The organism is Brachybacterium rhamnosum, from assembly GCF_039526185.1.
Taxonomy (GTDB): Bacteria; Actinomycetota; Actinomycetes; order Actinomycetales; family Dermabacteraceae; genus Brachybacterium; species Brachybacterium rhamnosum.
Genome location: NZ_BAAAIS010000002.1, coordinates 1747789 through 1773567 on the forward strand (window position 1 = coordinate 1747789; position 25779 = coordinate 1773567).

Sequence of the window (25779 nt, forward strand, 5' to 3'; positions counted from 1 at the left end):
CACCCCCACAGTCCTGACCAGGAGACACCCCTCATGACCGCTCCCGTGCTCGAACTCCTCCCCGCCGTCGACGTGCAGGGAGGCCAGGCCGTGCGCCTGGTCCAGGGCGAGGCCGGCTCCGAGACCGCCTACGGCGCCCCGCTCGAGGCCGCGCTCGGCTTCCAGGAGGGCGGCGCCCGCTGGCTCCACCTCGTGGACCTCGACGCCGCCTTCGGCCGCGGCAGCAACGCCTCGCTGCTCGCGGAGGTCGTCGCCGCCGTGGACATGAACGTCGAGCTCTCCGGCGGCATCCGGGACGACGAGTCGCTCGCCGCGGCCCTCGCGACCGGCTGCCGCCGCGTGAACCTCGGCACCGCGGCCCTCGAGAACCCGGACTGGACCGCGGAGATCCTCGCCGAGCACGGCGACCGCATCGCCGTCGGCCTCGACGTGCGCGGCACGACCCTCGCCGCCCGCGGCTGGACTCGCGACGGCGGCGACCTCTGGGAGACCCTCGAGCGCCTCGACGCCGCCGGCTGCCAGCGCTACGTCGTCACCGACGTCACCAAGGACGGCACCCTCCAGGGGCCCAACGTCGACCTGCTGCGCGAGGTCTGCTCCCGCACCGAGGCGAAGGTCGTCGCCTCCGGCGGCATCTCCTCCCTCGCGGACCTCGAGGCGCTGCGCGGGCTCGTCGCCGACGGCGTCGAAGGGGCGATCGTCGGCAAGGCCCTCTACGCCGGCGCCTTCACCCTGCCCGAGGCGCTCGACGTCGCGGGGCGGGCGTGACCTCCCCCCAGGACCCCGCGCGGAGCCCCAGCCGCCGGGACCTCCCGGCCCACTTCGTCGAGAAGTCCCCGCTCACCGACACCGCCGGGGTCCCCTGGAAGGGCCGCGACTACACCGTGAGCCCCTTCCCGGGGGACGACGGCTCCACCCCGGCCGACGTCGCCGCCGCCCTCGCCGCGCACCGCGCGGGGCAGGACCCGCACCGGCGTGCGCTGGTCGCCGCGATCGCCGGCTCCCGGCTGCTCGTGCCGATCATGGCCGTCGCGACCGAGGAGGGCGAGACCGCCCACGGCCTCACCGGGGACAACGGCGCGGACATGGCCATGGTCTCGCTCACCGCGCCGGACGGCTCCCGCGTGCTGCCCGTCTTCACCTCCGCCGCGGCGCTCTCCGCCTGGCGCCGTGAGGCCCGGCCCGTGCCCGTGCTCGCCGCCCAGGCCGCGCAGGCCGCGGTCCAGGAGGGCTGCACGTCGCTGCTGCTGGACGCCTCGGCTCCCGAGGACGACGGCGGGCCGATCCCGCTGCCGCGCTCCGTGCTGTGGGCGCTCGCCCAGGGCCGCACGTGGATCCCGCCCCACGAGGATCCCGAGCTCGCGGCCGAGCTCGACGCGATCGCGGCCGCCGTCCCCTCCGTGCTCGCGCTCGCCGCGACCCCGGGGGAGCGCACTGAGGTCGTGCTCCGGGTGCGGCTCGAGGACGGCCTGGACCGGGACGGCGTGCAGGCGGTCGTCACCGAACTCTCCGCACGCCTGGGGGCCTCGACCCTCGTCGCGGAACGGATCTCCTCGCTCACCCTGGCCCTGGGACGGTAGATGGACGCCTATCGCCGGGTGCTCGCGGCGCCCGGCGTGGCGGGCGTGCTCCTGCTCGGGTTCCTCGCCCGCATCCCCTTCTCCACGCTGGGCCTGCTGCTGACCCTCCACTGCGTGCGCACCCTGGACCGCTCCTACCTCGAGGCGGGCCTCGTCGTCACGGCGACGACGATCGGCACCGCGATCTCCTCCCCGTGGCGCGGCCGGCTCGTGGACACCAAGGGCCTGCGCCGGGCCGTGCTGCCCTCGATCCTCGTGCAGTCCGTCGCCGTGGTCGCCATGGCCTTCGCCCCCTTCGAGGCGGTGCTCGTGCTCGCGCTGATCGGCGGGCTGTTCGGGCTCCCGGTCTGGTCGATCGTCCGCACCTCGCTGTCCGTCCTCGTGCCGGCGACGCTGCGCCGCAGCGCCTTCGCCCTCGACTCGGTGTTCACCGAGCTGGTGTTCATGATCGGCCCGGCCGCCGTGACCCTCGCCGCGCTCGCCGCGGGCACCCGGGCGAGCCTCGTGGTCGTCGGCGTCCTCGTCGCCCTCGCCGGCATCGGCATGGCCGTGACGAACCCGCCCACCCGGAGCGACCAGCTCATGCTGCCCGCGCGGCTGCCGGCCCCGCTCGAGGCTGCGGAGGGCGCCGTCCTCGCCCAGCAGGAGCTGCTCGCCGAGCGCCGGGTCGCGGAGGACCTGCGCACGGGCCAGATCCCGGTGATCGCCCCGGGACAGGGCGACCCCGGGAAGACCGCCGCACGCCGCGCCCTGCTCACGGCCGGGGGACTGTCGGTGCTGCTCGCGACCGCGACGGGCTCCCTCGTCCTCACCGCGACGGACCTCTCGATCGTCGCGATCCTCGACGAGCGTGGCCTCGCCGCGAGGATCGCCGGGATGATGGCGCTGTGGTGCGCGGGCAGCCTCGTGGGCGGCCTCGTCTACGGAGCGATGAGCCGCGGGCTGGACCCGCTGTGGGTGCTGCTGGGCCTCGGGGCGCTCTCGCTCCCGGTCGCCGTCACCGCCTCGGGGGACCTGCTCCTGCTCGCGGTGACGATCACCCTCGCGGGGCTGTTCATCGCCCCCATGATCACGGCGACGGGAGAGGCGATCGCGCAGCTCGTGCCGGAGGCCGTGCGCGGGGAGGCGATGGGCTGGCACGGCACCGCGATGACCGTCGGCGCCGCCGCGGGCTCCCCCGTGGTGGGGGCCGTCATCGACGGGGCCGGCCCGGCCTGGGGCGTGGGCGCCGCGGGAGCGGTCGCGCTCCTCGTCGCGCTCGCAGCGCTGCTCGCCCGGCGGGTGCGGCGCTCCCGGCGACGGGGTCGCTGGGAGGCCGCCGCCGGCTGAGGCGGTGGGGCGGGGTCAGGAGACCCGGCCGGTCCACTTCTCGCCCGGGGCCTCGCCCGGCGCATCGGGGAAGGGCAGTGCCTCGGCGAAGGCGAGCTGCAGCGAGCGCAGACCGTCGCGCAGGGAGCGGGCGTGCTCGTTGCCGATCTCGGGAGCCGCCGCGACGACGAGCCCGGCGAGCGCGGTGATGAGCTTGCGGGCCTCGGAGAGGTCCTTGTGGCCGGCCTCCTCCTCGTCCTCGCCGAGCCCGACCTTCACCGCGGCGGCGCTCATGAGGTGCACGCAGGAGCTCGTGATGATCTCGACGGCGGCGACGTCGGCGATGTCGCGCAGCGCCTGTGCGGCGAGCTCGTCCTCGGGGGTGGGGTGCTGCTGCTCGGTCATGGGGGTCCTTTCGGGGACGGCGGCGGAAGCGAGGGTCGGACGTGGATCGGGTGGGGTGGGGGATCGGGGCTCAGCCGCCGAGCGGCAGCGTGCCCCTGCCCACCTCGGGGGCCGAGGAGAAGGCGAGGTCGAGCCCGGTGGGCTCGGTGCCCGCGGGGACGTCGAAGACGCCGTGGTAGACGGCGGTCTCGCCCGCGCCCACCGTGCCGAAGGCCTCGGAATCCGCGACGAGCGCCCGGTTCGCCTCCTCGGAGACGGGGTAGCGGTCGCCCGCGGCGGAGACCAGCTCCATGGTGCCACCGCCGGAGCTCACCAGGAGCGGGGCCTCGCCGTCGTTCGTCATCTCGACGGTCACGACGACGAACTCGCCCTCGGGCTCGATCCGGCCGGAGGCGTCGCCCACGGAGCGCACGCCGACCTCGGTGGAGACCTCGCGGAAGGTCGCGGGGCCCAGGGCGACCGTCCCCGTCGCCGCGGCGCTCGCGGCCGGGTCGGCGCTCGCGGTCGCCGCGTCCTCCCCGCCGCCGGTCAGGGCGCGAACGGCGAGGATCCCGCCGCCGGTCAGCACCGCGAGCAGGAGCACGGCGGCGACGGCGATCGCGGCGATCCGGAGGCCGCGGCCGGAGCGGGGGGCGGGCTCGTCGGCGACGGGGAGGGCGGGGGCGCGGTGGGAGCGGAGCGGGGCGACGGCGGGCGCGGGGAACCCTTCGGGCACGGGGCGCAGCACGGCGCGCGGGGAGGTCGGGGCGGGCGGCTCCGCGGCGCCATCGGCGGGGGAGTCGACCGCAGGGGCATCAGCGGCGCCGGGGGCCTCGGAGCTGCCGGAGGCGTCGTCGGAGCCGTAGTCGTATCTGTGGGGTGCCGCGCCGGCGTCCTCCCCGGGCGTGGGATCATGGTCCGTGGTGTCCACCGGTGCTCCTCGTCCTCGCGGCGCGGGCGTCCCCCTGCGCGATGCACATCACCCAGGACCCCCTGGACGCGGCGCTCTGCCCTGCTAGGATAGACGACCGGAACATGTCTTCGGTCTGTCCGTCCCTTTCGGGATGGAGGGGCCGGGCAGTCCTCAAGTGGAGTCCCTCCCACCTCGTGGCCACCGTCCCGAGCGCAATGCGCCGGGCGACCGTCACCGGGTCAGTACCAGACCGGCCCTCACGGGTCGGCCGGCGTTCACGCGCCATGGTGTCGGGGCCTCCGCAGGAGCGGGGGCCCTTTTCTCATGTTCCGTGTCGACACCGAGGTGAGGAGCCACCATCAGCGAACAGCGCATCAACGGTCAGATCAAGGTCCCCAAGGTCCTCCTGGTCGGCCCCAACGGCGAGCAGGTCGGGATCGTCCGCGTCGAGGACGCCCTGCGACTCGCCCAGGAAGCCGATCTGGATCTGGTGGAGGTCGCCCAGGGCGCCAATCCGCCTGTTGCGCGGCTCATGGATTACGGCAAGTTCAAGTACGAAGCCAACATGAAGGCCCGCGAGTCGCGGAAGAACCAGGCCAACACCGTCCAGAAGGAAATCCGGATGGGCCTGAAGATCGACAAGCACGACTACGAGACCAAGCGTCGCAACGTCGAGAAGTTCCTCAACGGTGGCGACAAGGTCAAGGTCATGATCCGTTTCCGCGGTCGTGAGCAGTCCCGACCGGAGATGGGCATCAAGCTGCTCGGTCGCATGGCGGAGGACGTCGCCGAGCTCGGTTTCGTCGAGTCGCACCCGCGACAGGACGGCCGCACGATGGTGATGGTCCTCGGACCCCACAAGAAGAAGGCCCAGGCGATGGCCGAGGCGCGCAAGCGTCGCACCGACGCCGAGAAGGCCGAGAGCAACTCGTCGAAGCAGGCCGAGGCGCCTGCCGAGGACGTCGCGCCCACCGGCGACGAGTCCTGAGACAGCACGAAGGAGACAAGGCACCATGCCGAAGAACAAGACCCACTCGGGCACCAAGAAGCGCATCCGCGTCACCGGCTCCGGCAAGCTCATGCGGGAGAAGGCGAACGCTCGCCACCTCCTCGAGCACAAGAGCTCGACCCGCAAGCGCCGTCTCGGGAACGACACCGATGTGGCCAAGGCGGACGTCAAGCGCATGAAGAAGCTGCTCGGCCGCTGAACCTCCTCGCGGGAGGAGAGTTCCCGCAGCACTGAACTCACATACCAGCGAAGGAGAATCACGTGGCACGCGTGAAGCGGGCGGTCAACGCCCATAAGAAGCGTCGGGAAATCCTCGAGCAGGCCAGCGGCTACCGCGGTCAGCGCTCGCGCCTGTACCGCAAGGCGAAGGAGCAGGTCCTGCACTCGCAGACCTACAACTTCCGCGACCGCAAGAAGAACAAGGGCAACTTCCGCCAGCTCTGGATCCAGCGCATCAACGCTGCGGCCCGTGCGAACGGCATGACCTACAACCGCTTCATCCAGGGCCTCGGGCTCGCGGGTGTCGAGGTCGACCGCCGCATGCTCGCCGAGCTCGCCGTGAACGACGCGCCGGCCTTCGCCGCGCTCGTCGAGGTCGCCAAGGGCGCGCTGCCCGAGGACGTCAACGCCCCCGCGGCCTGACTCCACCAGCGTGAACCCCGAGCGCCCGGACCAGTCCCCGATCACCTCGCCCCGCTCCGAGCGGGTGCGGCGGATCGCGGCACTGTCCGGGCGCTCCGCGCGTCGCAAGCAGGGGCACCTCCGCGTCGAGGGCCCCCAGGCCGTCCGCTCCCTGCTCGCCGAGCGCCCGGAGCTCGCGCTCGAGCTCTTCCTCACCGCCCGCGCCGCCGAGGACCATCCCGAGCTGGCGCGGCTCGCCGCGGAGGCCGGTGTCCCGACCCGCGAGGTCGACGAGACGCTCATCCGTGCCATGACCCGCGAGCCCGGCGGCGGGGAGGGCCAGGACCGCCCCGAGAGCGGTGCCGCGGGCGCCGTCTCGCCCCAGGGCGCGATCGCCGTGGCCCGCCTCCCCGAGGAGAGCGCCGGCGCGGCCCTCGCCGCGATCGCCGCGCTGCCCGCCGAGGGGCCGCTCACCGCGGTCGTCCTGCACGAGGTGCGGGACCCCGGGAACGTCGGCACCCTGCTGCGCACGGCAGACGCCGCCGGCGCGGACCTCGTGCTGCTCACCCGCACGAGCGCGGACCCGTACTCCCCGAAGGCCGTCCGCGCCGCCGTCGGCAGCACCTTCCACCTCCCCGTGATCGCCGGCGCCGTGGCCCCCGCCCTGCTGGACGCCCTCGCCGGCCGGGGGATCACCGCCGCCGCGACGAGCGGCTACGCGAGCACGGACCTGTTCGAGGCGGAGCTGCCCGAGCGGATCGCCTGGATCCTCGGCAACGAGGCCCGCGGGCTCGACGAGGCCACCCTCGCCGCCGCCCCGCTCGCCGTGCGGATCCCGCTGGCCGGTCACGCCGAATCGCTCAACGTGCACACCGCCGCGACGGTGTGCCTCTTCGAGACCCTCCGCCGCCGAACCCGATGAAGGCGCCCACAGCCCGATGAGCCCGAACCCCGCCGCAGCCTCGCCCCGCAACCGCGACGGCGGCCGCACCCTCCCCACTCCGCTCGCGGTTCCGGTCCTGCTCGCTCTGACGATCGCCGTGGCCCTGCTGGGGATCATCGCGACCGGCGCCGCCGCGCCGAACTCCCTCGTCCCGGCCTCGGGCCTGGTCACCTGGGGGATCCCCGCCGTGCGCGGCCTGCACCACCTGGGCCTGCTGCTCGCGGTGGGCGCCGGCGGGACCGCCGTGCTCCTGCATCCCGGGCCCTCCCGCGCCGAGGTGCGCTCCCTGGGCGGCGGCCGCGGCCGGACCGTGCGCCTCGCCGCCGCCGGCGCCGGCCTGTGGGCCCTCTCCGCCCTCGCCCTCGTCCCTCTCGGCGGTCTCGAGGCGGCCGGCGCGGGGACCGATCTCGACGTCTGGCAGATCGCGCTCGGCGCGGACCTCGGCCGGATCCAGCTCGCCGTCGCGATCCTCGCCGGGTTCTCGGCCTTCCTCGGGCTGCTCGCCCGCAGCACCGTCGGCGCCGCCTGGGCGCTCGCGGCCGCGGGCCTCGGCGTCGCCGCCGTCGGCCTCGAGGGTCATGCCGGGGCGAGCCTGGACCACACCAACGCCGTCAACGCGATGGTGCTGCACCTCCTCGGCGTCTCGGTGTGGGCCGGCGGCCTGCTCGCGATCGCCCTGATCGCGCCGAGGCTGCCGGACGCCGAGCTCGCCGTCGTCGTGCGCCGCTTCTCCCCGTGGGCGCTCGCTGCGGTGGTCGTGCTCGCCCTCAGCGGCCTGGTCAACGCCTCGATCCGGCTCGACGGGCCCGGCGAGCTGCTCACCACGGCCTACGGTCGCGTGCTGCTGCTGAAGACGGTGCTGCTCATGGGGCTCGCCGCCCTCGGCGCCGCCCAGCGGCGGCGCCTGGGGGAGCGGCTGCGGTTCCGCCACCTCGCCCTCACCGAGGGCGTCATGCTCGCCGTCGTCATCGGGGCGTCGATCGCGCTGGGCCGCACCGCCCCGCCCGTCCCGCAGACCGTCCCGCTCGTCGGCGACCTGCTCCGCCTCGCGCTCGTGGGCTACCTGCCGCCCACCACGCCCCTGGACCCGGCCGCCCTGGTCACCGTCTGGCACCCGGACTGGGGCAGCGTCATCATCGCCGCCGCGATGGCCGGGCTCTACCTCGCGGGTGTCGTGCGCCTGCGCCGCCGCGGCGACTCCTGGCCGCTGCTGCGCACCGCGCTCTGGCTTGCCGGCTGCCTCGCCCTCGTGTGGGTGATGAACGGGGGCGCCGCCGCGTGGGGCCGCTACCGCTTCGACGCGCACATGGTCCAGCACATGGCGATGATGATGATCGTGCCGCCGCTGTGGGTGCTCGGCGGCCCGGTCACGCTGCTCTCCCGCGCCGTCGCGCCCCGCACCGACGGCTCCCGCGGCCTGCGCGAGTGGGTGCTCGCGGCGCTCCACTCCGGGTACTCGCGCATCGTCTCGAGCCCGCCCGTGGCCGGGCTGCTCTTCGCCGGCTCGCTCGTCGTCTTCTACTTCACCCCGCTGTTCGAGCTGTCGATGCGCACCCACGTGGGCCACGTCGCGATGACCGTGCACTTCCTGCTCGCCGGGTACCTCTTCGCCTGGGTGCTCATCGGCGTGGACCCGGCGCAGAAGCCGATCAACCCGGTCCTCAAGCTCATCACGCTGCTCGTCACCCTCGCCTTCCACGCCTTCTTCGGCATCGCCCTGTACTCGGCGACCTGGATCGTGGCGCAGGACTGGTACACCGAGCTGGGGCTCTACGCGCCCGCGCAGCTCGAGCTGATCCAGGCCCGCGGCGCCTCGATCATGTGGGCCGTCTCCGAGATCCCGACGGTGCTCTACGCGATCCTCATGGTGCTCCAGTGGATCCGTTCGGAGGACCGCCGCGCCCGGCAGTACGACCGCAAGGCCGAGCGCGACGGCGGCGCCGAGCTCGCCGCGTACAACGCGTACCTCGCGGGGCTCCAGGGCGGGGCCCCGTCCGACGGGGACCAGGCCGACGCGACGGCGCCCGCCCCCGACCTGGCCGCCTCCGCGCGGGAGGACGGCGGGCCCGGGACGGGCGCCGGGAGCTGAGCGGGCCTCAGAGCCAGTCGCCGCGGGCGCGCTCCTGCTCCTCGCCGATCGTGGTGTCGTCGCCGTGACCGGTGTGCACCACCGTCGCGGGATCCATGACGAACAGGCGCTCCCGGATCGACTCCTCGATGGTGTCGCGGGAGGAGAAGGAGCGGCCGGTCGCGCCGGGACCGCCCTGGAACAGGGTGTCGCCGGTCATGACGGCCTGCAGCTGGTCGAGGTGGTAGCAGGTCGAGCCGGGGGAGTGGCCCGGCGTGTGCACCGCCTCGATGTCCACACCTGCGACGGTGAACATGTCCCCGTCCTCGACGTCGGCGTCCCAGGGCAGGTCGCCGTGGGTGAGCTTCCACAGCTCGGCGTCGGCCGGGTTCAGCAGCAGCGGCGCCTCGAGCGCCTCGGAGAGCTCCGGGGCGAAGCGCACGTGGTCGTCGTGGGCGTGGGTGAGCAGGATGCCCACGCACTCCCGCTCGCCCACGAGGCGCACGATCGCCTCGACGTCGTGCGGGGCGTCGAAGACGACGCACTGCTCGTCGTCGCCGAGCACCCACACGTTGTTGTCGACGTCGAAGGTCTCCCCGTCGAGCGTGAAGGTGCCGGAGACGACGGTCCGCTCGAGCCGCGCGGTCATCGGCCCACCACCGCCACGGTGCGCAGCGTGCCGCCCTCGTGGAGGGAGTCCAGCGCCGTGTCCACGCCGGCGAGGTCCGTGCGGCCGGTGACGAAGCGGTCCAGCGGCAGTCGACCCTGCAGGAACAGGTCGGTGAGGTAGGGGAAGTCCCGCTCGGGGAGGCAGTCCCCGTACCAGGAGGACTTCAGCGAGCCGCCGCGGCCGAACACGTCCAGCAGCGGGAGCGTGAGCTCCACGCCCGGCCGCGGCACGCCCACCAGCACGACGCGGCCGGCGAGGTCGCGCGCGTAGAAGGCGGTCTCGTAGGTCTGCGGGATGCCGACGGCGTCGATGACGACGTCCGCGCCGAAACCGCCCGTGAGCTCCTGCACCTTCTCGGCCACCTCCTGCGGGGAGAGGCCCTGCGTGGCGAGGGTGTGGGTGGCGCCGAGCTCGGTCGCCGCCGCGAGCTTCTTCTCGTCGACGTCGAGGCCGATGATCGTCGTGGCGCCCGCGAGCTTCGCGCCGGCGATCGCGGCGCAGCCCACGCCGCCCAGGCCGATCACGGCGACGCTCTCGCCGCGCTGGACCTGGCCGGTGTTCATCGCGGCGCCGAGGCCCGCCATGACGCCGCAGCCCAGCAGGCCGGCGACCTCGGCGGGGGCGTCCTCGGAGACCTTGGTGCATTGGCCCTCGTGGACGAGCGTCTTCTCCGCGAAGGAGCCGATGCCGAGCGCGGGGGTGAGCTCGGTGCCGTCGGTGAGGGTCATCTTCTGCGAGGCGTTGTGGGTGGCGAAGCAGTACTGCGGCACGCCCTTCCTGCACGCGCGGCACTCGCCGCACACGGCGCGCCAGTTCAGCACGACGTAGTCGCCGACCTCGACGTGGGTCACGGCCTCGCCGACGACGGACACGCGGCCGGCGGACTCGTGGCCCAGCAGGAACGGGAACTCGTCGTTGATGCCGCCGTCGCGGTAGGCGAGGTCGGTGTGGCACACACCGGTCGCCTCGATGTCGACGATCACGTCGTGCGGGCCGGGGTCGGGGATGACGATGTCGACGAGCTCGGCGGGCGCCTTCTCGGCGCGGGCGATGACGCCCTTCACGGTCGTGGGCACGGGGATGCTCCTTCAGCAGTGGTCGGGCTTGCCGTCCCAGGCTAGCGGGGAGCGGGGGCCGGGGCGGGCGCCGTGGCCCGACGCCCGTGCATCCCTCCTAGAATGGTCCGCGGTGCCCGCCTCGCGGCCGGCGCCTCCCGAGCACCCCAGGACGAAAGCGAACCCCGTGTCAGAGACGAACCCCGCGCCCGGCGGGCCCGCGATCGACGAGCAGGCGATCACCGCCGCCGTCGACGCCGCGCTCGCCGCGATCGCCGCGGCCCCGGACACCGCGACCCTCAAGCAGGTGCGCATCGACCACGTGGGCGACGCGAGCGTGCTGAGCACCGCGAACCGCGCGATCAAGGACCTCCCCAAGGACCAGAAGGCCGCCGCGGGCAAGCTCGTGGGCCAGGGCAAGGGCCGCGTCCAGCAGGCCCTCGCCGCCCGTCAGGGCGAGCTCGCCGCCGCCGAGGAGGAGGCCGCGCTCGCGGCCGAGACCGTGGACATGACCCTGCCCACGGACCGCCGCCCCCGCGGCGCCGCGCACCCGCTGAGCACGCTCACCGACCGCATCGAGGACTTCTTCGTCGGCATCGGCTGGGAGATCGCGGAGGGCCCCGAGGCGGAGTCCTCCTGGCTGAACTTCGACGCCCTGAACGCGGATCCCGAGCACCCCTCCCGCTCGCTGCAGGACTCCATCTACCTCGCGCCCGAGGGGTCCGGCATGCTGCTGCGCACGCAGACCTCGCCGGTGCAGGTCCGCGCCATGCTCGAGCGCGGCGCCCCGCTGTACGTCGCGTGCCCCGGGACCGTCTACCGGGCCGACGAGATCGACGCGACCCACTCGCCCGTCTTCCACCAGGTCGAGGGTCTCGCGATCGACAAGGGCCTGACGATGGCGAACCTCGTCGGCACGCTCGACGCCTTCGCCGCGCACCTCTTCGGCGGGGCGCCCGTGACGCGCCTGCGCCCCAACCACTTCCCCTTCACGGAGCCGAGCGCGGAGATGGACTTCCGCTGCTTCTCGTGCGACGCGCGCCTGGGCCTGGACCACGACGCGGACCCGGAGTGCCGGGTCTGCGGTGGCACCGGCTGGATCGAGATGGGCGGCTGCGGCATGGTCCACCCGAACGTGCTCCGCGCGGCCGGCGTGGACCCCGAGGAGTACCAGGGCTTCGCCTTCGGCCTGGGCATCGAGCGCATCCTCATGCTGCGCAACAGCGTCGCCGACATGCGCGACATGGTGGAGGGCGACGTCCGCTTCTCCCAGCACTACGGGACGGAGATCTGACATGCCTCGCATTCCCCTGACCTGGCTCGCCGAGCACACCACCCTCCCCGAGGGCACCGGCGCCCAGCAGGTCGCGACCGACCTCTCCCGCGTGGGCCTCGAGGAGGAGGCGATCTTCGGCGCGCAGGTGACCGGCCCCCTCGTGGTGGGCCGCGTGCTCGAGCTCGTCAAGGAGCCGCAGAAGAACGGCAAGACCATCAACTGGGTGCGCGTCGACGTCGGCCCCGAGCACAACGAGGACCTCGACGACCCGAAGGACCCGCAGCCCGGGCAGGAGCGCCCCAGCCGCGGGATCATCTGCGGCGCGCACAACTTCGTCGAGGGCGACCTCGTCGTCGTCTCCCTGCCCGGCACCGTGCTCCCCGGCGACTTCGCGATCGCCGCGCGGAAGACCTACGGCCACACCTCCGACGGCATGATCTGCTCGGGCGACGAGCTGGGCCTGGGCCCGGACCCCGACGGCGAGGACGGCATCATCGTCCTCGGCCGCGGGCACGCGAAGGGCCTCACCGGCGAACCCGGCGACGACGCGATCGCCCTGCTGGGCCTCGCCGACGAGGTCGTTGAGATCAACGTGACCCCGGACCGCGGCTACTGCTTCTCGATGCGCGGCGTGGCCCGCGAGTACTCCCACGCGACCGGCGCCGCCTACACCGACCCGGCGCTCGCCGTCGAGGTCCCCGCCGCGAGCGGGACCGGCGTCGCGGTCGAGCGCCGTGACGACGCCCCGCTCCGCGGCGCCGAGGGATGCACCCGCTTCGTGGCCCTCGAGGTCACCGGTGTGGACCCCTCCGCACAGACCCCGCGCTGGATGGCCCGCCGCCTCACCCTCGCCGGCATGCGCCCGATCTCCCTGATCGTCGACGTCACGAACTACGTGATGCTCGACCTCGGCCAGCCGCTCCACGCCTACGACGCGGCGAAGCTGAGCGCGCCGATCGTCGTGCGCCGCGCCCGGGCGGGGGAGAAGCTCACGACCCTCGACGACGTGGAGCGCACCCTCGACCCCGAGGACCTGCTCATCACCGACGGGGCGGACGCCTCGCGCGTGCTCGGCCTCGCCGGCGTCATGGGCGGCGCCTCCACCGAGGTCTCCGCGAGCACCACCGACATCGTCCTGGAGGCCGCGACCTTCGATCCCGTGAGCGTGGCCCGCACCGCGCGCCGCCACCGCCTCCCCTCCGAGGCCTCCAAGCGCTTCGAGCGCGGCGTGGACCCGCGGCTGCCGCTGATCGCGGCGACCCGGGCGGCGCAGCTGATCGTCGAGCACGGCGGCGGCACGATCGCCCGCGAGGTCACCGACGACGGCACCGTCACGGACCCCGCCCCGATCCGCCTCGCTGCCGACGCGGCCGAGCGCCTCGTCGGCATCCCCTACACGGCGGAGCAGGTGCGCGGGAGCCTCGAGCAGATCGGCTGCGCCGTCGAGCCCGACGGCGAGGACCACCTCGTGGTCACCCCGCCGTCCTGGCGGCCGGACCTCCTCCTCGCCGAGGACCTCGTCGAGGAGATCGCCCGCCTCGTGGGCTACGCGGAGATCCCCTCCGTGCTGCCCACCGCCCCCGGGGGCCGCGGCCTCACCGTCGCGCAGCGCGCCCGCCGCTCCGCGCAGCGCGCCCTCGCCGAGGCCGGCCTCGTCGAGGTCAAGGTCTCCCCGTTCGTGCCGGCGGACGTGCACGACACGCTCCGCTACCCGGCCGACGACGAGCGCCGCCGGGCCGTGCGCCTGCTGAACCCGCTCGCCGAGGACGAGCCGCTGCTGCGCACCTCGATGCTGCAGAGCCTGCTCCCCACGGCGCGGCGCAACCTGGGCCGCGGCGAGGAGTCCGTCGCGATCTTCCAGCGGGGCTCCGTGTTCCGCGCATCCGGCGGCGGCGCCGCACCGGTGCCCGCCCCGGCGACGCGTCCCAGCGAGGCGGAGCTCGCGGCGATCGCCGCGGCGCTGCCGGAGCAGACCTCCGTCCTCGGCGCCGTGCTGGGCGGGCCCTCCGGCCCGGACTCCTGGCAGGGAGCCCCCGAGGCGTGGGGCTGGACCGATGCGCTCGACCTCGCCCGCCGGGCCGCGGCCGCGGTGGGCGCCGAGCTCGAGGTGCGCCAGCGGGAGATCGCCCCGCTGCACCCGGGCCGCGGTGCCGAGCTGCGCGTCCTCACCTCCGCGGGCGACTCCGTCGTCGTGGGTCTCGCGGGTGAGCTGCACCCTGCCGTGATCAAGGCGTTCGGTCTGCCCGCGCGCACCGCCGCGTTCGAGCTCGACATCGAGGCGGTCATCGCCTCGGCCCCCGCCGTGGTGCTGGCCGCACCGGTGCCCACCTTCCCGCCGGCGAAGGAGGACTTCGCCTTCGTGGTGGAGGAGTCCGTGCCGGCGAGCGCCGTCGAGGCCGCGATCCTCGTGGGCGCGGGCGATCTCGCCGAGCGCGTCCACCTGTTCGACGTCTTCACCGGCGAGCAGGTCGGCGAGGGCCGCAAGTCGCTCGCCTTCGCGGTGCGACTGCGCTCCGCCGAGGGGACCCTCGGCGCGAAGCAGATCGGCGCCGTGCGCGAGAGCATCGTGGCGGCGGTCGCGAGCGCCGTCGGCGGTGAGCTGCGCGCCTGAGCCGACGGCTCGCCGGGCGGTGGGGCGGTTCGATCTCCGAGGTGCCGCCCGGCCGCCCGGCGGGCGCAGGGTCGAGCCGCTCGACTTGGGAGAACATGCAGCAGTGTGTATACAATTGCCTCATGTCTGCCGAGTCCGCTCCCGCCGTCGTCCCGACCCCCGCCGCCCCGGCGGGCCGTCGCCTGCGGGCCGCGATCGTCGGCGCCTCCGGCTACGCGGGCGGTGAGGCCCTGCGCCTGCTCTCCCAGCACCCGCTCGTGGAGGTCACCACGCTCACCGCGCACTCGAGCGCGGGCCGGCACCTCTCCGAGATCGCGCCCCACATCGACCTCGGCGCCGACCTCGTGCTCCAGGAGACCACGGTCGAGGTCCTGCGCGGCCACGACGTCGTCGTCCTCGCCCTGCCCCACGGCGAGTCCGGCCGGATCAGTGCCGCGCTGCGCGCCGAGGACCCGGACGTGCTCGTCCTCGACCTCGGCGCGGACCACCGCCTCGAGAGCGCCGAGGACTGGGCGGAGTACTACGGCACCGAGCACGCGGGCACCTGGACCTACGGCATGCCCGAGCTCCCGCTCGCCACCGGCCCGAGCCAGCGCGAGCTGCTCGCCGGCGCCCGCGAGATCGCCGTCCCCGGCTGCAACGCGACCGCCGTCTCCCTCGCCCTCGCCCCGCTCGTGCGCGCCGGGCTCGTGGACGCCACCGCGCTCTCCGCGGTCCTGCCCGTCGGCTACTCCGGCGCCGGGCGCAGCCCCAAGCAGCACCTCCTGCTCACGGAGGCCGGCGGCGGCGCGCGGCCCTACGGCGTGGGCGGCACGCACCGCCACATCCCGGAGATCCTCCAGAACCTGCGCCGCGCCGCGGGGGAGGACCCGTCCCGGCGCCTCACCTTCACCCCCGTGCTCGTGCCCTTCAGCCGCGGCATCCTCGCCGTGTGCACCGCCCCGGTCGCCGAGGGGACGACGACGCCGGACCTGCTCGCCGCCCTCGACGGCGACTACGGCTCCGAGCACTTCGTGACCGTGCTGCCCGAGGGCGTCGTCCCCGCGACCCAGGAGGTCGTCGGAGCGAACACCCTGCGCGTGGGCGCCGCGGTGGACCGCCGCAGCGGCCAGGCCACCGTCATCGCCGCGATCGACAACCTCGTCAAGGGCACCGCCGGCGCGGCGATCCAGTCGATGAACCTCGCCCTCGGCCTGCCCGAGACGACGGGCCTCGTCCGCACCGCGCTCGCCCCCTGATCCCGCCGGCCCCCGGGCCCGCCGATCCCGAACCACCGCTCCACCCCGCGAAGGACCACATCGTGTCGATCACCCGCCCCCTGGGATTCCGCGCCGCCGGCCTCGCCGCCGGCATCAAGGCCGACGGCCGGCGCGACCTCGCGCTCGTCGTCAACGACGGCCCGCGCGACACCGCCGCCGCCGTGTTCACGAGCAACCGCGTGCAGGCCGCGCCCGTGCTGTGGTCCCGCCAGGCCGTCGCGGACGGCCGTGCCCGCGCGGTGGTCCTCAACTCCGGCGGCGCGAACGCCTGCACCGGCCCCGAGGGCTTCGCGGACACCCACCGCACCGCCGAGCACCTCGCGGGCGTCCTCGGCGTCTCCGCGCAGGACGTCCTCGTCTGCTCGACCGGGCTGATCGGCGAGCGCCTGCCGATGGAGCCGCTGCTCTCCGGGGCCGGCGCCGCCGTCGACGCGCTCGACGCCGGCGAGCAGGTGGACGCCGCCGCCGCGCAGGCGATCATGACCACCGACACGGTCCCCAAGACCGCCGAGGTCGTGCTGCCCTCGGGCGTCGTCGTCGGCGGCATCGCCAAGGGCGCGGGCATGCTCGCCCCCCAGCTCGCGACCATGCTCGTCGTGCTCACCACCGATGCGGACGTCGACGCCGCCACCGCCCAGGAGGCGCTCGCCGCGGCGACCCGCACCACCTTCGACCGGGTCGACTCCGACGCCTGCATGTCCACCAACGACACCGTCATCCTGCTGGCCTCCGGGGCGAGCGGCACAGCGGTGGACGCGGCGGAGCTCGGCGAGGCCGTGCGCGCCGTGAGCGCCGACCTCGCCCGCCAGCTCGTGGCCGACGCCGAGGGTGCGAGCCACGACGTGCACGTCGTGGTCCGCTCCGCGAGCAGCGAGGACGCCGCGCTCGCCGTGGCCCGCGAGATCGCCCGCTCGAGCCTGGTGAAGACCGCGATCTTCGGCAACGACCCCAACTGGGGCCGGATCGTCTCCGCCGCCGGCTGCGTGCCCGAGGCGGTCGCCCCCTTCGACGTCACAGACCTCTCCGTCAGCGTCAACGGCGTCGAGGTGTGCCGCGGCGGGGGAGCCCACCGCGACCGCTCCGAGGTGGACATGACCCCGCGGGAGACCGTCATCGAGGTGGACCTCGGGGCGGGCGCCGCGGAGGCGGACATCTGGACCAACGACCTCACCCACGCCTACGTCGAAGAGAACAGCGCGTACTCCTCATGAGCGGCACCATCGCATCGACGGGCAAGAACCCCCTCACGGAGCTGACCCCCGCGCAGGAGGGCGCCCGCGCCAAGTCCGAGATCCTCATCGAGGCGCTGCCCTGGATGCAGCGCTTCGCGGGGAAGATCGTCGTCGTCAAGTACGGCGGCAACGCGATGATCGACGAGGAGCTGCGTCGCGCCTTCGCGGCGGACGTCGTCTTCATGCGCCAGGCCGGCATCCACGTGGTCGTCGTCCACGGCGGCGGCCCCCAGATCAACGCCATGCTGCAGCGCGTCGGCATCGACTCGGAGTTCCGGGCCGGCCTGCGCGTGACCGACGACGAGACGATGGACGTGGTCCGCATGGTCCTCGTCGGCAAGGTCGGCCGGGAGCTCGTGGGCCTCATCAACGGCCACGGCCCCTCCGCGATCGGCATGTCCGGGGAGGACGCCCGGCTCTTCTCCGCCGTCCGCCGCGGCGCCGTCGTCGACGGCGAGCAGGTGGACCTGGGCCACGTCGGCGCGGTGACGCAGGTGCGTCCCGAGTCGATCCAGGACCTGCTGGACGCCGGGAGGATCCCGGTGGTCTCCTCGATCGCCCCGGAGATCGACGAGGACGGCGAGCCGACGGGCGCCGTGCTCAACATCAACGCCGACCTCGCCGCGGCCGCGCTCGCCGCGGGTCTCGACGCCGAGAAGCTCGTGGTCCTCACCGACGTCGAGGGCCTGTACCGGGACTGGCCGGACCGCGACTCCCTCATCCCGGAGATCGCCGCGAGCGAGCTGAAGGGCATGCTGCCCGCGCTCACCGCGGGCATGATCCCCAAGGCGGAGTCGCTGCTGGACGCCGTGGACGCCGGCGTGCGCACGGCCGCGATGATCGACGGCAGGATCGCCCACGCCCTCCTGCTCGAGGTGTTCACCGACAAGGGCGTGGGCACGATGGTGAGGAGGGACGACTATGTCTGAGCAGAGCACAGCCACCGGCGCCGAGGAGCTCGCGCAGCGCTACTCCCGGTCCCTGATCGGCGTCTTCGGCGCGCCGCAGCGCGTGCTCGTGCGCGGTGAGGGCGTGCACGTCTGGGACGCGGACGGCAACCGCTACCTCGACCTCCTCGGCGGCATCGCCGTGAACGCCCTGGGCCACGCCCACCCGGACGTCGTCGCGGCGCTCGGCAAGCAGGCGGAGACCCTGGGCCACGTCTCGAACTTCTTCGCGACGCCCACCCAGATCGAGCTCGCCGAGCGGCTGCTGCAGCTCGCGCAGGCGCCGGGCGGCTCCGGGGTGTTCTTCACGAACTCCGGCACCGAGTCCAACGAGGCCGCCTTCAAGATCGCCCGCCGCACGGGCCGGCCGCGCATCATCGCCCTCGAGCGCTCCTTCCACGGGCGGACGATGGGCGCCCTCGCCCTCACCCACAAGGAGGCCTACCGCGCCCCCTTCGAGCCGCTGCCCGGCGGCGTCGAGTTCCTCCCCGCGGAGGACCTCCCGGCGCTCGAGGCAGCGCTCGCCACCGGGGACGTGGCCGCCGTCGTGCTCGAGCCGATCCAGGGCGAGGCCGGTGTCATCCCGCTCACCGAGGCGTACCTGCTGGGCGTCCGGGAGCTCACCGCCGCCCACGGCACGCTCTTGATCCTCGACGAGGTCCAGACGGGGATCGGCCGCACGGGGGAGTGGTTCGCCCACCAGCGCTTCGAGGGCGTCGTCCCGGACGTCATGACCCTCGCCAAGGGCCTCGGCGGCGGGTTCCCGATCGGCGCCGTGGTCACCTTCGGCGAGCACGCCAGCACGCTGCTGTCCCCGGGCCAGCACGGCACGACCTTCGGCGGGAACCCGCTCGGCGCGGCCGTCGCCCTGGCCGTCCTCGGCACCCTCGCCGAGGAGGACCTCCTGGGTGCCGCGCGCACCCTCGGGGCGCAGCTCACCGCCGAGGTCGCGGCGCTCGCCGCGCGGGATGCGCGCGTCGAGGGCAGCCGCGGCGCCGGGCTGCTGCAGGGCATCGCGCTCGCCGCCCCGATCGCGCCCCAGGTGGTGACCGCCGCCCTCGAGGCCGGCTTCATCGTCAACGCCGCGAATCCCTCCACCATCCGCCTCGCCCCTCCGCTCGTCGTCACCGGCGAGCAGCTGACGAGCTTCCTCACGGCGCTGCCCGCGCTGCTGGACCGCGCCGAGCAGCTCGTCGCGGGCACCGACGCCACTCCCGAGAAGAGGTTCTGACATGCCCCGCCACTTCCTGCGCGACGACGACCTGGCCCCGCACGAGCAGAAGGAGGTCCTCGCCCTCGCCCTCGAGCTGACCGCGGACCGCTTCGCGCGCCGGCCCTTCGAGGGACCGCGCACCGTCGCCGTCCTCTTCGACAAGTCCTCCACCCGCACCCGGGTCTCCTTCGCGACGGGCGTCGCGGAGCTCGGCGGCAGCCCCCTCGTCATGGAGGCCGGCTCGAGCCAGCTGGGGCGCGGCGAGTCGATCGCGGACACCACCCGCGTGCTCACCCGCATGGTCTCCACGATCGTGTGGCGCACCTTCGGGCAGGACCGGATCCGCGAGATGGCGGCGCACTCCACGGTGCCCGTGATCAACGCGCTCACGGACGAGTTCCACCCGTGCCAGATCCTCGCGGACCTCGTGACGATCGCCCAGCACACCGGGGGCCTCTCGGGCCTCGACGAGCCCGCGCTCGCCGGCCGCTCCCTCGCGTACCTCGGCGACGGGGCGAACAACATGGCGCACTCCTACCTGCTGGGCGGCGTGACCGCCGGGATGGACGTGCGCATCGCGGCTCCCGCGACCCACCTGCCCGACGGCGCGATCGTGCGCCGTGCCCAGGAGATCGCCGCCCGCACGGGCGGCGCGGTCACCGTGACCGACGACCCCGAGGCCGCCGCGCGCGGCGCGAGCGCCGTCGTCACCGACACCTGGGTGTCCATGGGGCAGGAGGGCGAGGCCGGCCGCGGCGAGGAGACCTTCCACCGCTACCAGGTCACCGAGCACCTCATGGACCTCTCGGGTGGGGTCTTCCTGCACTGCCTGCCCGCGTACCGGGGCAAGGAGGTCGCCGCCTCGGTGATCGACGGGCCCCGCAGCGTCGTCTGGGACGAGGCGGAGAACCGCCTCCACGCCCAGAAGGCGCTCATGACCTGGCTCGTCGAGCACCCGGACGCGCAGAGCGCCGAGCACGCCCTGCCTCGACGATCGAGCCGTCCGTGACGGAGACCCGGCGCGGCCTCGCGCAGACCAAGACCTCCCGACAGCAGCGGATCGCCTGGATCCTCACCCGCCAGGAGGTGGGCTCGCAGTCCCGCCTGGCGGAGCTCCTGGCGGACGAGGGGATCGAGGTCACCCAGGCCACCCTCTCGCGGGACCTCGTGGAGCTGCAGGCGGAGAAGGTCCGCGGCTCCTCGGGCAGCCTCGTGTACCGCACCCCTCCCGAGGGGGCGCTGCTCCGTCCCGCCGGCACCACCGGCGAGTCGGAGGTGCTCGAGGCGCGGCTGCCGCGGCTCGCGGAGGGTCTGCTCGTCTCCGCCGAGGCGAGCGCGAACCTCGTGGTCGTGCGCACACCGCCGGGGGCGGCGCAGTATCTCGCCTCCGCCCTGGACCGTTCGGTGATGCCGGACGTCCTCGGTACCATCGCGGGGGACGACACGGTGCTGCTGATCGCGCGCGACCCCCTCGGCGGGGAGCGCCTCGCGGCGCGGCTGCTCGAGCTCGCGGACGGCCGAGCCGGCGCCGAGGATCCCGCCCCCTGACCCTGTCGCCCGCCCTGCCCCGCGGCACGACATGCATGACCAGAACGACCGGAACCACCCCCAAGGAGCATCACCCGTGACCGAAAAGATCGTCCTCGCCTACTCCGGCGGCCTCGACACCTCCGTCGCCATCGGCTGGATCCACGACGCCACCGGCGCCGACGTCATCGCCTGCGCGGTGGACGTGGGCCAGGGCGGCGAGGATCTCGAGGTCATCCGCCAGCGCGCGCTGGACTGCGGCGCCGTCGAGGCGTACGTGGCCGACGCCCGCGACGAGTTCGCGGAGGAGTACTGCATGCCGGCCCTCAAGGCGAACTCCCTGTACATGGACGCCTACCCGAACGTCTCGGCGATCTCCCGGCCGGTGATCACGAAGCACCTCGTGAAGGCCGCGAAGAAGTTCGGCGCGACCACCGTCGCCCACGGCTGCACCGGCAAGGGCAACGACCAGGTGCGCTTCGAGGTCTCGATCACCTCGCTCGCCCCCGAGCTCAAGTGCATCGCCCCCGTCCGCGATCTCGCCCTGACCCGCGACCGCGCGATCGAGTACGCCGAGCGCAAGGGCCTGCCCATCGCGACGACGAAGCACAACCCCTTCTCGATCGACCAGAACGTGTGGGGCCGCGCCATCGAGACCGGCTTCCTCGAGGACATCTGGAACGAGCCCACGAAGGACGTCTACAACTACACCGACGACCCTGCCTTCCCGCCGGTCGCCGACGAGGTCGTCATCTCCTTCGAGCGCGGCGTGCCGGTCGCGATCGACGGCCGCACGGTCACCCCCCTCGAGGCGATCCAGGAGATGAACCGTCGGGCCGGCGCCCAGGGCATCGGCCGGATCGACATCGTCGAGGACCGCCTCGTGGGCATCAAGTCCCGTGAGGTGTACGAGGCCCCCGGCGCGATGGCCCTGATCACCGCGCACCAGGAGCTCGAGCGCGTGACCCTCGAGCGCGAGCAGGCCCGCTTCAAGCGCCAGGTGGGCGACCGCTGGACCGAGATGGTCTACGACGGCCAGTGGTTCTCCCCGCTGAAGAAGTCCCTGGACGCCTTCATCGAGGACACCCAGCGCTACGTGAACGGCGACATCCGCATGACGCTCCACGGCGGCCGCGCGACCGTCACCGGTCGTCGCAGCGAGACGGGCCTGTACGACTTCAACCTCGCGACCTACGACGAGGGCGACACCTTCGATCAGGCCAGCGCCCGCGGCTTCATCGACATCTACGGTCTCGCCGCGAAGCAGGCGGCGGCGCGCGACGTGGCCCTCGGCAACGGCGAGGACCTCAGCACCGAGGACGCGAAGTGACGTCGGCCCCCTCCTCCGATCCCGCCGGCGCCCCGGGCGCCTCGGCGGCCCTCTGGGGCGGCCGCTTCGGCTCGGGGCCGGCGGCGGCGCTCGCCGCGCTCTCGAAGTCCACGCACTTCGACTGGCGGCTCGCCCAGTACGACCTGCGCGGCTCGAAGGCGCACGCGAACGTGCTGCATGCGGCCGGGCTGCTCTCCGAGGACGAGCTGACCCGCATGCAGGAGGCGCTCGACGTGCTCGCGGCCGACGTCGCCTCGGGGGCGTTCGCCGCCGCGGAGGACGACGAGGACGTGCACACGGCCCTCGAGCGCGGCCTCATCGAGCGCGCGGGGACCGAGCTGGGCGGCAAGCTGCGCGCGGGCCGCTCCCGCAACGACCAGATCGCGACCCTCATCCGCCTGTTCATCCGTGACCAGGTGCGCGCGGTGGGGGACCGGGTGCTGGATCTCGTGGAGGTGCTCCTCGAGCGAGCCCGCGAAGTGCACGGCGTCCCCATGCCGGGGCGCACGCACCTCCAGCACGCGCAGCCGCTGCTGCTGAGCCACCACCTGCTCGCCCACGCCTGGCCGCTGCTGCGGGACGTGCAGCGCCTGCGGGACCTCGACGCCCGCACGGCCGTGTCCCCGTACGGCTCGGGCGCGCTCGCCGGTTCGAGCCTGGGGCTGGACCCGCAGGCCGTCGCCTCGGAGCTCGGCTTCGCGGACTCGGTGTGGAACTCGATCGACGGGACCGCCTCGCGGGACCTGACGGCGGAGTTCTCCTTCGTGCTGGCGATGATCGGCATCGATCTCTCGCGCCTCGCGGAGGAGGTCATCCTGTGGAACACGAAGGAGTTCTCCTTCATCACGCTGGACGACTCCTTCTCCACCGGCTCCTCGATCATGCCGCAGAAGAAGAACCCGGACATCGCGGAGCTCGCGCGCGGCAAGGCCGGGCGCATCGTGGGCGACCACGTGGGTCTGCTGACCACGCTCAAGGCGTTGCCGCTCGCGTACAACCGCGACCTGCAGGAGGACAAGGAGCCGGTCTTCGACCAGGTGGACTCCCTGGATCTCGTGCTGCCGGCGTTCACCGGGATGATGGCGACGCTCGTGTTCCACACGGAGCGCATGGCGGAGCTCGCCCCGCAGGGCTTCTCCCTCGCGACCGACATCGCGGACCATCTCGTGCGCGCCGGGGTGCCCTTCCGCTCGGCGCACGAGATCTCCGGCGCCTGCGTGAAGACCGCGGAGGAGCAGGGCAAGGAGCTCTGGGACCTCACGGACGCCGAGCTCACGGGGATCTCCGAGCACCTGGACCCCTCGGTGCGGGAGGTGCTCTCCGTGGAGGGCTCGATCGCCTCGCGCGATGCGAAGGGCGGCACCGCCCCGGTGCGCGTGGCCGAGCAGGGCGACGCCGTCGAGGCGCTGCTCGGGGATCTGCGCGGCTTCACCCGGGACCGCTGAGCTGCGCGGCCGCGTCCCGCTGACGCACCGCCGTCCCACCGCCGACGGGCGTCGACCTCCGGGTCGGCGCCCGTCGGCCGTCCTCGCTCTCCTCCTCGGCGTTCGCCTCCCGGCGGCACCGCCCGCGAAATGCCGTCGCGCCCCGGTCCGGGCCTGGGGGACAATGGACCGCGGCGCCCGATCGGGCGCCGACAGCAAACCTGGAGAGGAACCTGATCGATGCAGACCGTCCTGGACGACCTCGACTGGCGAGGACTCGTCGTGCAGACCACCGGGCGCGAGGCGCTCGGCAGCGCTCTGGCGGACGGACCGATCAGCCTCTATTGCGGCTTCGACCCGACCGCCGCCTCCCTGCACGTCGGCCACCTGACCCAGGTGCTCACGATGCGCCGCTTCCAGCTCGCGGGACATCGGCCCTTCGCCCTCGTGGGCGGGGCGACGGGTCTGATCGGCGACCCGCGGATGTCCGGGGAGCGCGTCCTGAACGACGAGTCGGTCGTCGCCGGCTGGGTGGAGTCGCTGCGCGGGCAGATCTCCCGCTTTCTCGACCTCGAGGGGGAGTTCGGCGTGCAGATGGTCAACAACCTCGACTGGATCGGAGAGATGAGCGCCCTGCAGTTCCTGCGGGACATCGGCAAGCACTACCGCATGGGGACGATGCTCGCGAAGGAGACGGTCGCGCGCCGGCTCGCGAGCGACGAGGGCATCAGCTACACGGAGTTCAGCTACCAGGTGCTCCAGGGCACCGATTACCTGGAGCTGCACCGTCGCCACGGCGTCACCCTGCAGTACGGGGGCAACGACCAGTGGGGGAACCTGCTCTCGGGCGTGGACCTCATCCACAAGGTCGAGGGCCACGACGCCCACGCGATGACCACCCCGCTCGTCACCAAGGCTGACGGCACGAAGTTCGGCAAGAGCGAGGGCGGGGCGATCTGGCTGGACGCGGAGCTGACGAGCCCGTACGCCTTCCACCAGTTCTGGCTGAACGCGGCCGACGCCGACGTCATGAACTACCTGCGGTTCTTCACGTTCCGTGAGCGGGAGGAGCTCGCCGAGCTCGAGCAGGCGACGCTCGAGGCGCCGCATCGTCGCGCGGCGCAGAAGCTCCTCGCCCAGGACATGACGACCCTCGTGCACGGGCAGGGGGCGACGGACCAGGCCGAGGCCGCCGCAGCTGTCCTGTTCGGCAAGGGGGACGTGCGCTCCCTGGACGAGCCGACGGTCCGCGCGATCGCCGGCGAGCTGCCCGGCGCCGAGCTCCCGGGTCACACGCCGCTCGTGGACGCGTTCATCGCCGCGGGGATCGTCGACTCCAAGGGCGCCGCGCGACGCGGGGCCGACGAGGGCGGTCTCTCGGTGAACGGCGAGAAGATCGCGACCGATCAGCTGACCGGAGAGATCGGCGCGCTGTCCCCGCTCCCCGGTGGCCACCTGCTCCTGCGGCGCGGCCGCAAGAGCGCGGCGATGGTCCGCCTCGCCGGCTGATCGCGGTCACCACCTTCTGGACGCCCTCGTCCGCACCCACCGGTGCGGGCGGGGGCGTCCGTCGTCGGTGCGATGCGGTGCGGTGCGGTGTCGGCCGTGCGCCGACCGGGGGAGAGCATCCGCGGAACAGTGCCCGGCGAGGGTGGACGGCTCCGCGGATAGCACGACGAGGTACCCGCCCGCACTTTTTGTCGCCCCGACGTGAGGCCACTCTCAAGGCTAGGTCACATCCACGTGAGCAAGGGATGACGCAAAGCCAGGAAAGTGACCCTGACCTGCACGGATAACCTCTACGCCGGGTGAATCGGGGGTGAACGATGCGGTTTGACGCCCCGCTCCGGTGCCCGTAATGTTTTCTCTTGTCAGCGCGACGGACGCCGAGACGGACGGACCGCCCCCCGAGAGGGAGCGGGGACGGACGAGGAGGCCGACGGAGTACGGGCCCGATCCTCTCGAGGATCGGCCGCACGGAGCGGGACACGGAGGGATCGCAGCGCGATCAGGAAGTGACCCGGACCACGCGGGTCGGAGTTGCGAAGGCCCCGAGGAACTGCTAAAGTAGTGACTCGTGCCGGAACGACGACGAGACAGAGTCGCCGAGCGGTTCATCCAAACGGCGCAGCACCTCGAAGTCCCACCGTCAGCGGTGTGGTGCCGATGTGTGCGTGTTGCTTGATATCTCAATAGCGTGTCTATTTGTTGATGCCAATATTTGATTGGCAGAATATACGGATGATTAGCAGTTACATGCTGGTTGTTTGTTTTTTTGTCAGGTTTATAGTTTTTCATGTTTTCTCATGGAGAGTTTGATCCTGGCTCAGGACGAACGCTGGCGGCGTGCTTAACACATGCAAGTCGAACGATGACGACCGAGCTTGCTCGGTCTGATTAGTGGCGAAC

General features: G+C 73.4%; 23 protein-coding genes and 1 rRNA gene. 20 read left to right on the forward strand and 4 right to left on the reverse strand.

Features of this window, described 5'->3' with window-relative positions:
- Nucleotides 1-33: 33 nt before the first annotated feature.
- From priA to ABD080_RS09985, 3 genes are read left to right on the forward strand one after another with little or no spacing between them, the layout of a single operon-like run.
- The gene (gene priA / locus ABD080_RS09975; RefSeq protein WP_137770274.1) at nt 34-768 is read left to right on the forward strand and encodes a bifunctional 1-(5-phosphoribosyl)-5-((5-phosphoribosylamino)methylideneamino)imidazole-4-carboxamide isomerase/phosphoribosylanthranilate isomerase PriA; all 735 of its coding nucleotides are present in this window, start codon (nt 34-36) and stop codon (nt 766-768) included.
- Nucleotides 765-1580, forward strand: coding sequence for an SseB family protein (locus tag ABD080_RS09980; RefSeq protein ID WP_343904584.1), 816 nt, complete (start codon nt 765-767; stop codon nt 1578-1580). Before priA ends, ABD080_RS09980 begins: the two co-directional genes overlap by 4 nt.
- Nucleotides 1581-2909, forward strand: coding sequence for an MFS transporter (locus ABD080_RS09985; RefSeq protein ID WP_343904586.1), 1329 nt, complete (start codon nt 1581-1583; stop codon nt 2907-2909).
- A gap of 15 nt (nt 2910-2924) precedes the next feature.
- Here the strand turns inward: ABD080_RS09985 and ABD080_RS09990 are convergent, their stop codons facing one another.
- On the reverse strand, nt 2925-3293 hold the full coding sequence (locus ABD080_RS09990) for a DUF1844 domain-containing protein (protein ID WP_343904588.1): 369 nt from the start codon (nt 3291-3293) through the stop codon (nt 2925-2927).
- Between the two features lie 70 nt (nt 3294-3363).
- On the reverse strand, nt 3364-4203 hold the full coding sequence (locus ABD080_RS09995; protein WP_343904590.1) for a DUF4352 domain-containing protein: 840 nt from the start codon (nt 4201-4203) through the stop codon (nt 3364-3366).
- Between the two features lie 388 nt (nt 4204-4591).
- Here ABD080_RS09995 and infC point away from each other — a divergent pair, with 388 nt between their 5' ends.
- The 5 genes from infC (at nt 4592) to ABD080_RS10020 (ending at nt 8847) form a co-directional block, all read left to right on the forward strand.
- On the forward strand, nt 4592-5173 hold the full coding sequence (infC, locus tag ABD080_RS10000) for a translation initiation factor IF-3 (RefSeq protein ID WP_240811294.1): 582 nt from the start codon (nt 4592-4594) through the stop codon (nt 5171-5173).
- A 25-nt stretch (nt 5174-5198) separates the two neighbouring features.
- On the forward strand, nt 5199-5393 hold the full coding sequence (gene rpmI / locus ABD080_RS10005) for a 50S ribosomal protein L35 (RefSeq protein WP_137770280.1): 195 nt from the start codon (nt 5199-5201) through the stop codon (nt 5391-5393).
- Nucleotides 5394-5455: 62 nt separating this feature from the next.
- Entirely contained in the window at nt 5456-5836 is a 381-nt protein-coding gene (rplT, locus tag ABD080_RS10010) for a 50S ribosomal protein L20 (RefSeq protein ID WP_137770281.1), read from the forward strand.
- 10 nt (nt 5837-5846) lie between these two features.
- A complete protein-coding gene (locus tag ABD080_RS10015; RefSeq protein ID WP_343904592.1) occupies nt 5847-6737 on the forward strand; it encodes a TrmH family RNA methyltransferase in 891 nt (296 codons plus the stop codon).
- A 16-nt stretch (nt 6738-6753) separates the two neighbouring features.
- Complete coding sequence (locus ABD080_RS10020; RefSeq protein WP_343904594.1) at nt 6754-8847, forward strand: bifunctional copper resistance protein CopD/cytochrome c oxidase assembly protein; 2094 nt, start codon at nt 6754-6756, stop codon at nt 8845-8847.
- Nucleotides 8848-8854: 7 nt separating this feature from the next.
- Here the strand turns inward: ABD080_RS10020 and ABD080_RS10025 are convergent, their stop codons facing one another.
- Complete coding sequence (locus ABD080_RS10025; protein WP_137770284.1) at nt 8855-9475, reverse strand: MBL fold metallo-hydrolase; 621 nt, start codon at nt 9473-9475, stop codon at nt 8855-8857.
- Complete coding sequence (locus tag ABD080_RS10030) at nt 9472-10572, reverse strand: S-(hydroxymethyl)mycothiol dehydrogenase (protein WP_343904596.1); 1101 nt, start codon at nt 10570-10572, stop codon at nt 9472-9474. The genes ABD080_RS10025 and ABD080_RS10030 overlap by 4 nt, the downstream gene beginning before the upstream one ends.
- A gap of 166 nt (nt 10573-10738) precedes the next feature.
- Between ABD080_RS10030 and pheS the strand changes: the two genes are divergently transcribed.
- The 12 genes from pheS to ABD080_RS10090 all read left to right on the forward strand — a co-directional run.
- Nucleotides 10739-11845 (forward strand): phenylalanine--tRNA ligase subunit alpha, encoded by a 1107-nt coding sequence (gene pheS, locus ABD080_RS10035; RefSeq protein WP_137770286.1) that lies wholly within the window; start codon nt 10739-10741, stop codon nt 11843-11845.
- A gap of 1 nt (nt 11846) precedes the next feature.
- On the forward strand, nt 11847-14438 hold the full coding sequence (pheT, locus tag ABD080_RS10040) for a phenylalanine--tRNA ligase subunit beta (protein ID WP_343904599.1): 2592 nt from the start codon (nt 11847-11849) through the stop codon (nt 14436-14438).
- 122 nt (nt 14439-14560) lie between these two features.
- Nucleotides 14561-15676, forward strand: coding sequence for an N-acetyl-gamma-glutamyl-phosphate reductase (argC, locus tag ABD080_RS10045; RefSeq protein ID WP_343904601.1), 1116 nt, complete (start codon nt 14561-14563; stop codon nt 15674-15676).
- 62 nt (nt 15677-15738) lie between these two features.
- Entirely contained in the window at nt 15739-16908 is a 1170-nt protein-coding gene (gene argJ / locus ABD080_RS10050) for a bifunctional glutamate N-acetyltransferase/amino-acid acetyltransferase ArgJ (protein ID WP_343904603.1), read from the forward strand.
- Nucleotides 16905-17858 carry an acetylglutamate kinase gene (gene argB, locus ABD080_RS10055; protein ID WP_137770289.1) on the forward strand — a complete coding sequence of 318 codons (954 nt, stop codon included), beginning with the start codon at nt 16905-16907 and terminating at the stop codon, nt 17856-17858. The genes argJ and argB overlap by 4 nt, the downstream gene beginning before the upstream one ends.
- Nucleotides 17851-19107 (forward strand): acetylornithine transaminase, encoded by a 1257-nt coding sequence (locus ABD080_RS10060; RefSeq protein ID WP_343904608.1) that lies wholly within the window; start codon nt 17851-17853, stop codon nt 19105-19107. The genes argB and ABD080_RS10060 overlap by 8 nt, the downstream gene beginning before the upstream one ends.
- 1 nt (nt 19108) lies before the next feature.
- On the forward strand, nt 19109-20098 hold the full coding sequence (gene argF, locus ABD080_RS10065; protein ID WP_343904610.1) for an ornithine carbamoyltransferase: 990 nt from the start codon (nt 19109-19111) through the stop codon (nt 20096-20098).
- A complete protein-coding gene (locus ABD080_RS10070) occupies nt 20095-20637 on the forward strand; it encodes an arginine repressor (RefSeq protein WP_137770292.1) in 543 nt (180 codons plus the stop codon). The genes argF and ABD080_RS10070 overlap by 4 nt, the downstream gene beginning before the upstream one ends.
- Nucleotides 20638-20713: 76 nt before the next feature.
- Entirely contained in the window at nt 20714-21946 is a 1233-nt protein-coding gene (locus tag ABD080_RS10075; RefSeq protein ID WP_137770293.1) for an argininosuccinate synthase, read from the forward strand.
- Complete coding sequence (gene argH, locus ABD080_RS10080; protein ID WP_137770294.1) at nt 21943-23391, forward strand: argininosuccinate lyase; 1449 nt, start codon at nt 21943-21945, stop codon at nt 23389-23391. The genes ABD080_RS10075 and argH overlap by 4 nt, the downstream gene beginning before the upstream one ends.
- 219 nt (nt 23392-23610) lie before the next feature.
- A complete protein-coding gene (gene tyrS, locus ABD080_RS10085) occupies nt 23611-24879 on the forward strand; it encodes a tyrosine--tRNA ligase (protein ID WP_137770295.1) in 1269 nt (422 codons plus the stop codon).
- 794 nt (nt 24880-25673) lie between these two features.
- Nucleotides 25674-25779: ribosomal RNA gene (locus ABD080_RS10090) — 16S ribosomal RNA — on the forward strand; the annotation flags it as partial.

Coding starts and splice junctions, on each gene's coding strand:
- ABD080_RS10025 (WP_137770284.1), bottom strand. CDS start 9,475: ATGACCGCGCGGCTCGAGCGGACCGTCGTCTCCGGCACCTTCACGCTC.
- ABD080_RS10060 (WP_343904608.1), top strand. CDS start 17,851: ATGTCTGAGCAGAGCACAGCCACCGGCGCCGAGGAGCTCGCGCAGCGC.
- argB (WP_137770289.1), top strand. CDS start 16,905: ATGAGCGGCACCATCGCATCGACGGGCAAGAACCCCCTCACGGAGCTG.
- rpmI (WP_137770280.1), top strand. CDS start 5,199: ATGCCGAAGAACAAGACCCACTCGGGCACCAAGAAGCGCATCCGCGTC.
- tyrS (WP_137770295.1), top strand. CDS start 23,611: ATGCAGACCGTCCTGGACGACCTCGACTGGCGAGGACTCGTCGTGCAG.
- argF (WP_343904610.1), top strand. CDS start 19,109: ATGCCCCGCCACTTCCTGCGCGACGACGACCTGGCCCCGCACGAGCAG.
- priA (WP_137770274.1), top strand. CDS start 34: ATGACCGCTCCCGTGCTCGAACTCCTCCCCGCCGTCGACGTGCAGGGA.
- ABD080_RS10020 (WP_343904594.1), top strand. CDS start 6,754: ATGAGCCCGAACCCCGCCGCAGCCTCGCCCCGCAACCGCGACGGCGGC.
- ABD080_RS09985 (WP_343904586.1), top strand. CDS start 1,581: ATGGACGCCTATCGCCGGGTGCTCGCGGCGCCCGGCGTGGCGGGCGTG.
- argC (WP_343904601.1), top strand. CDS start 14,561: ATGTCTGCCGAGTCCGCTCCCGCCGTCGTCCCGACCCCCGCCGCCCCG.
- pheT (WP_343904599.1), top strand. CDS start 11,847: ATGCCTCGCATTCCCCTGACCTGGCTCGCCGAGCACACCACCCTCCCC.
- ABD080_RS09990 (WP_343904588.1), bottom strand. CDS start 3,293: ATGACCGAGCAGCAGCACCCCACCCCCGAGGACGAGCTCGCCGCACAG.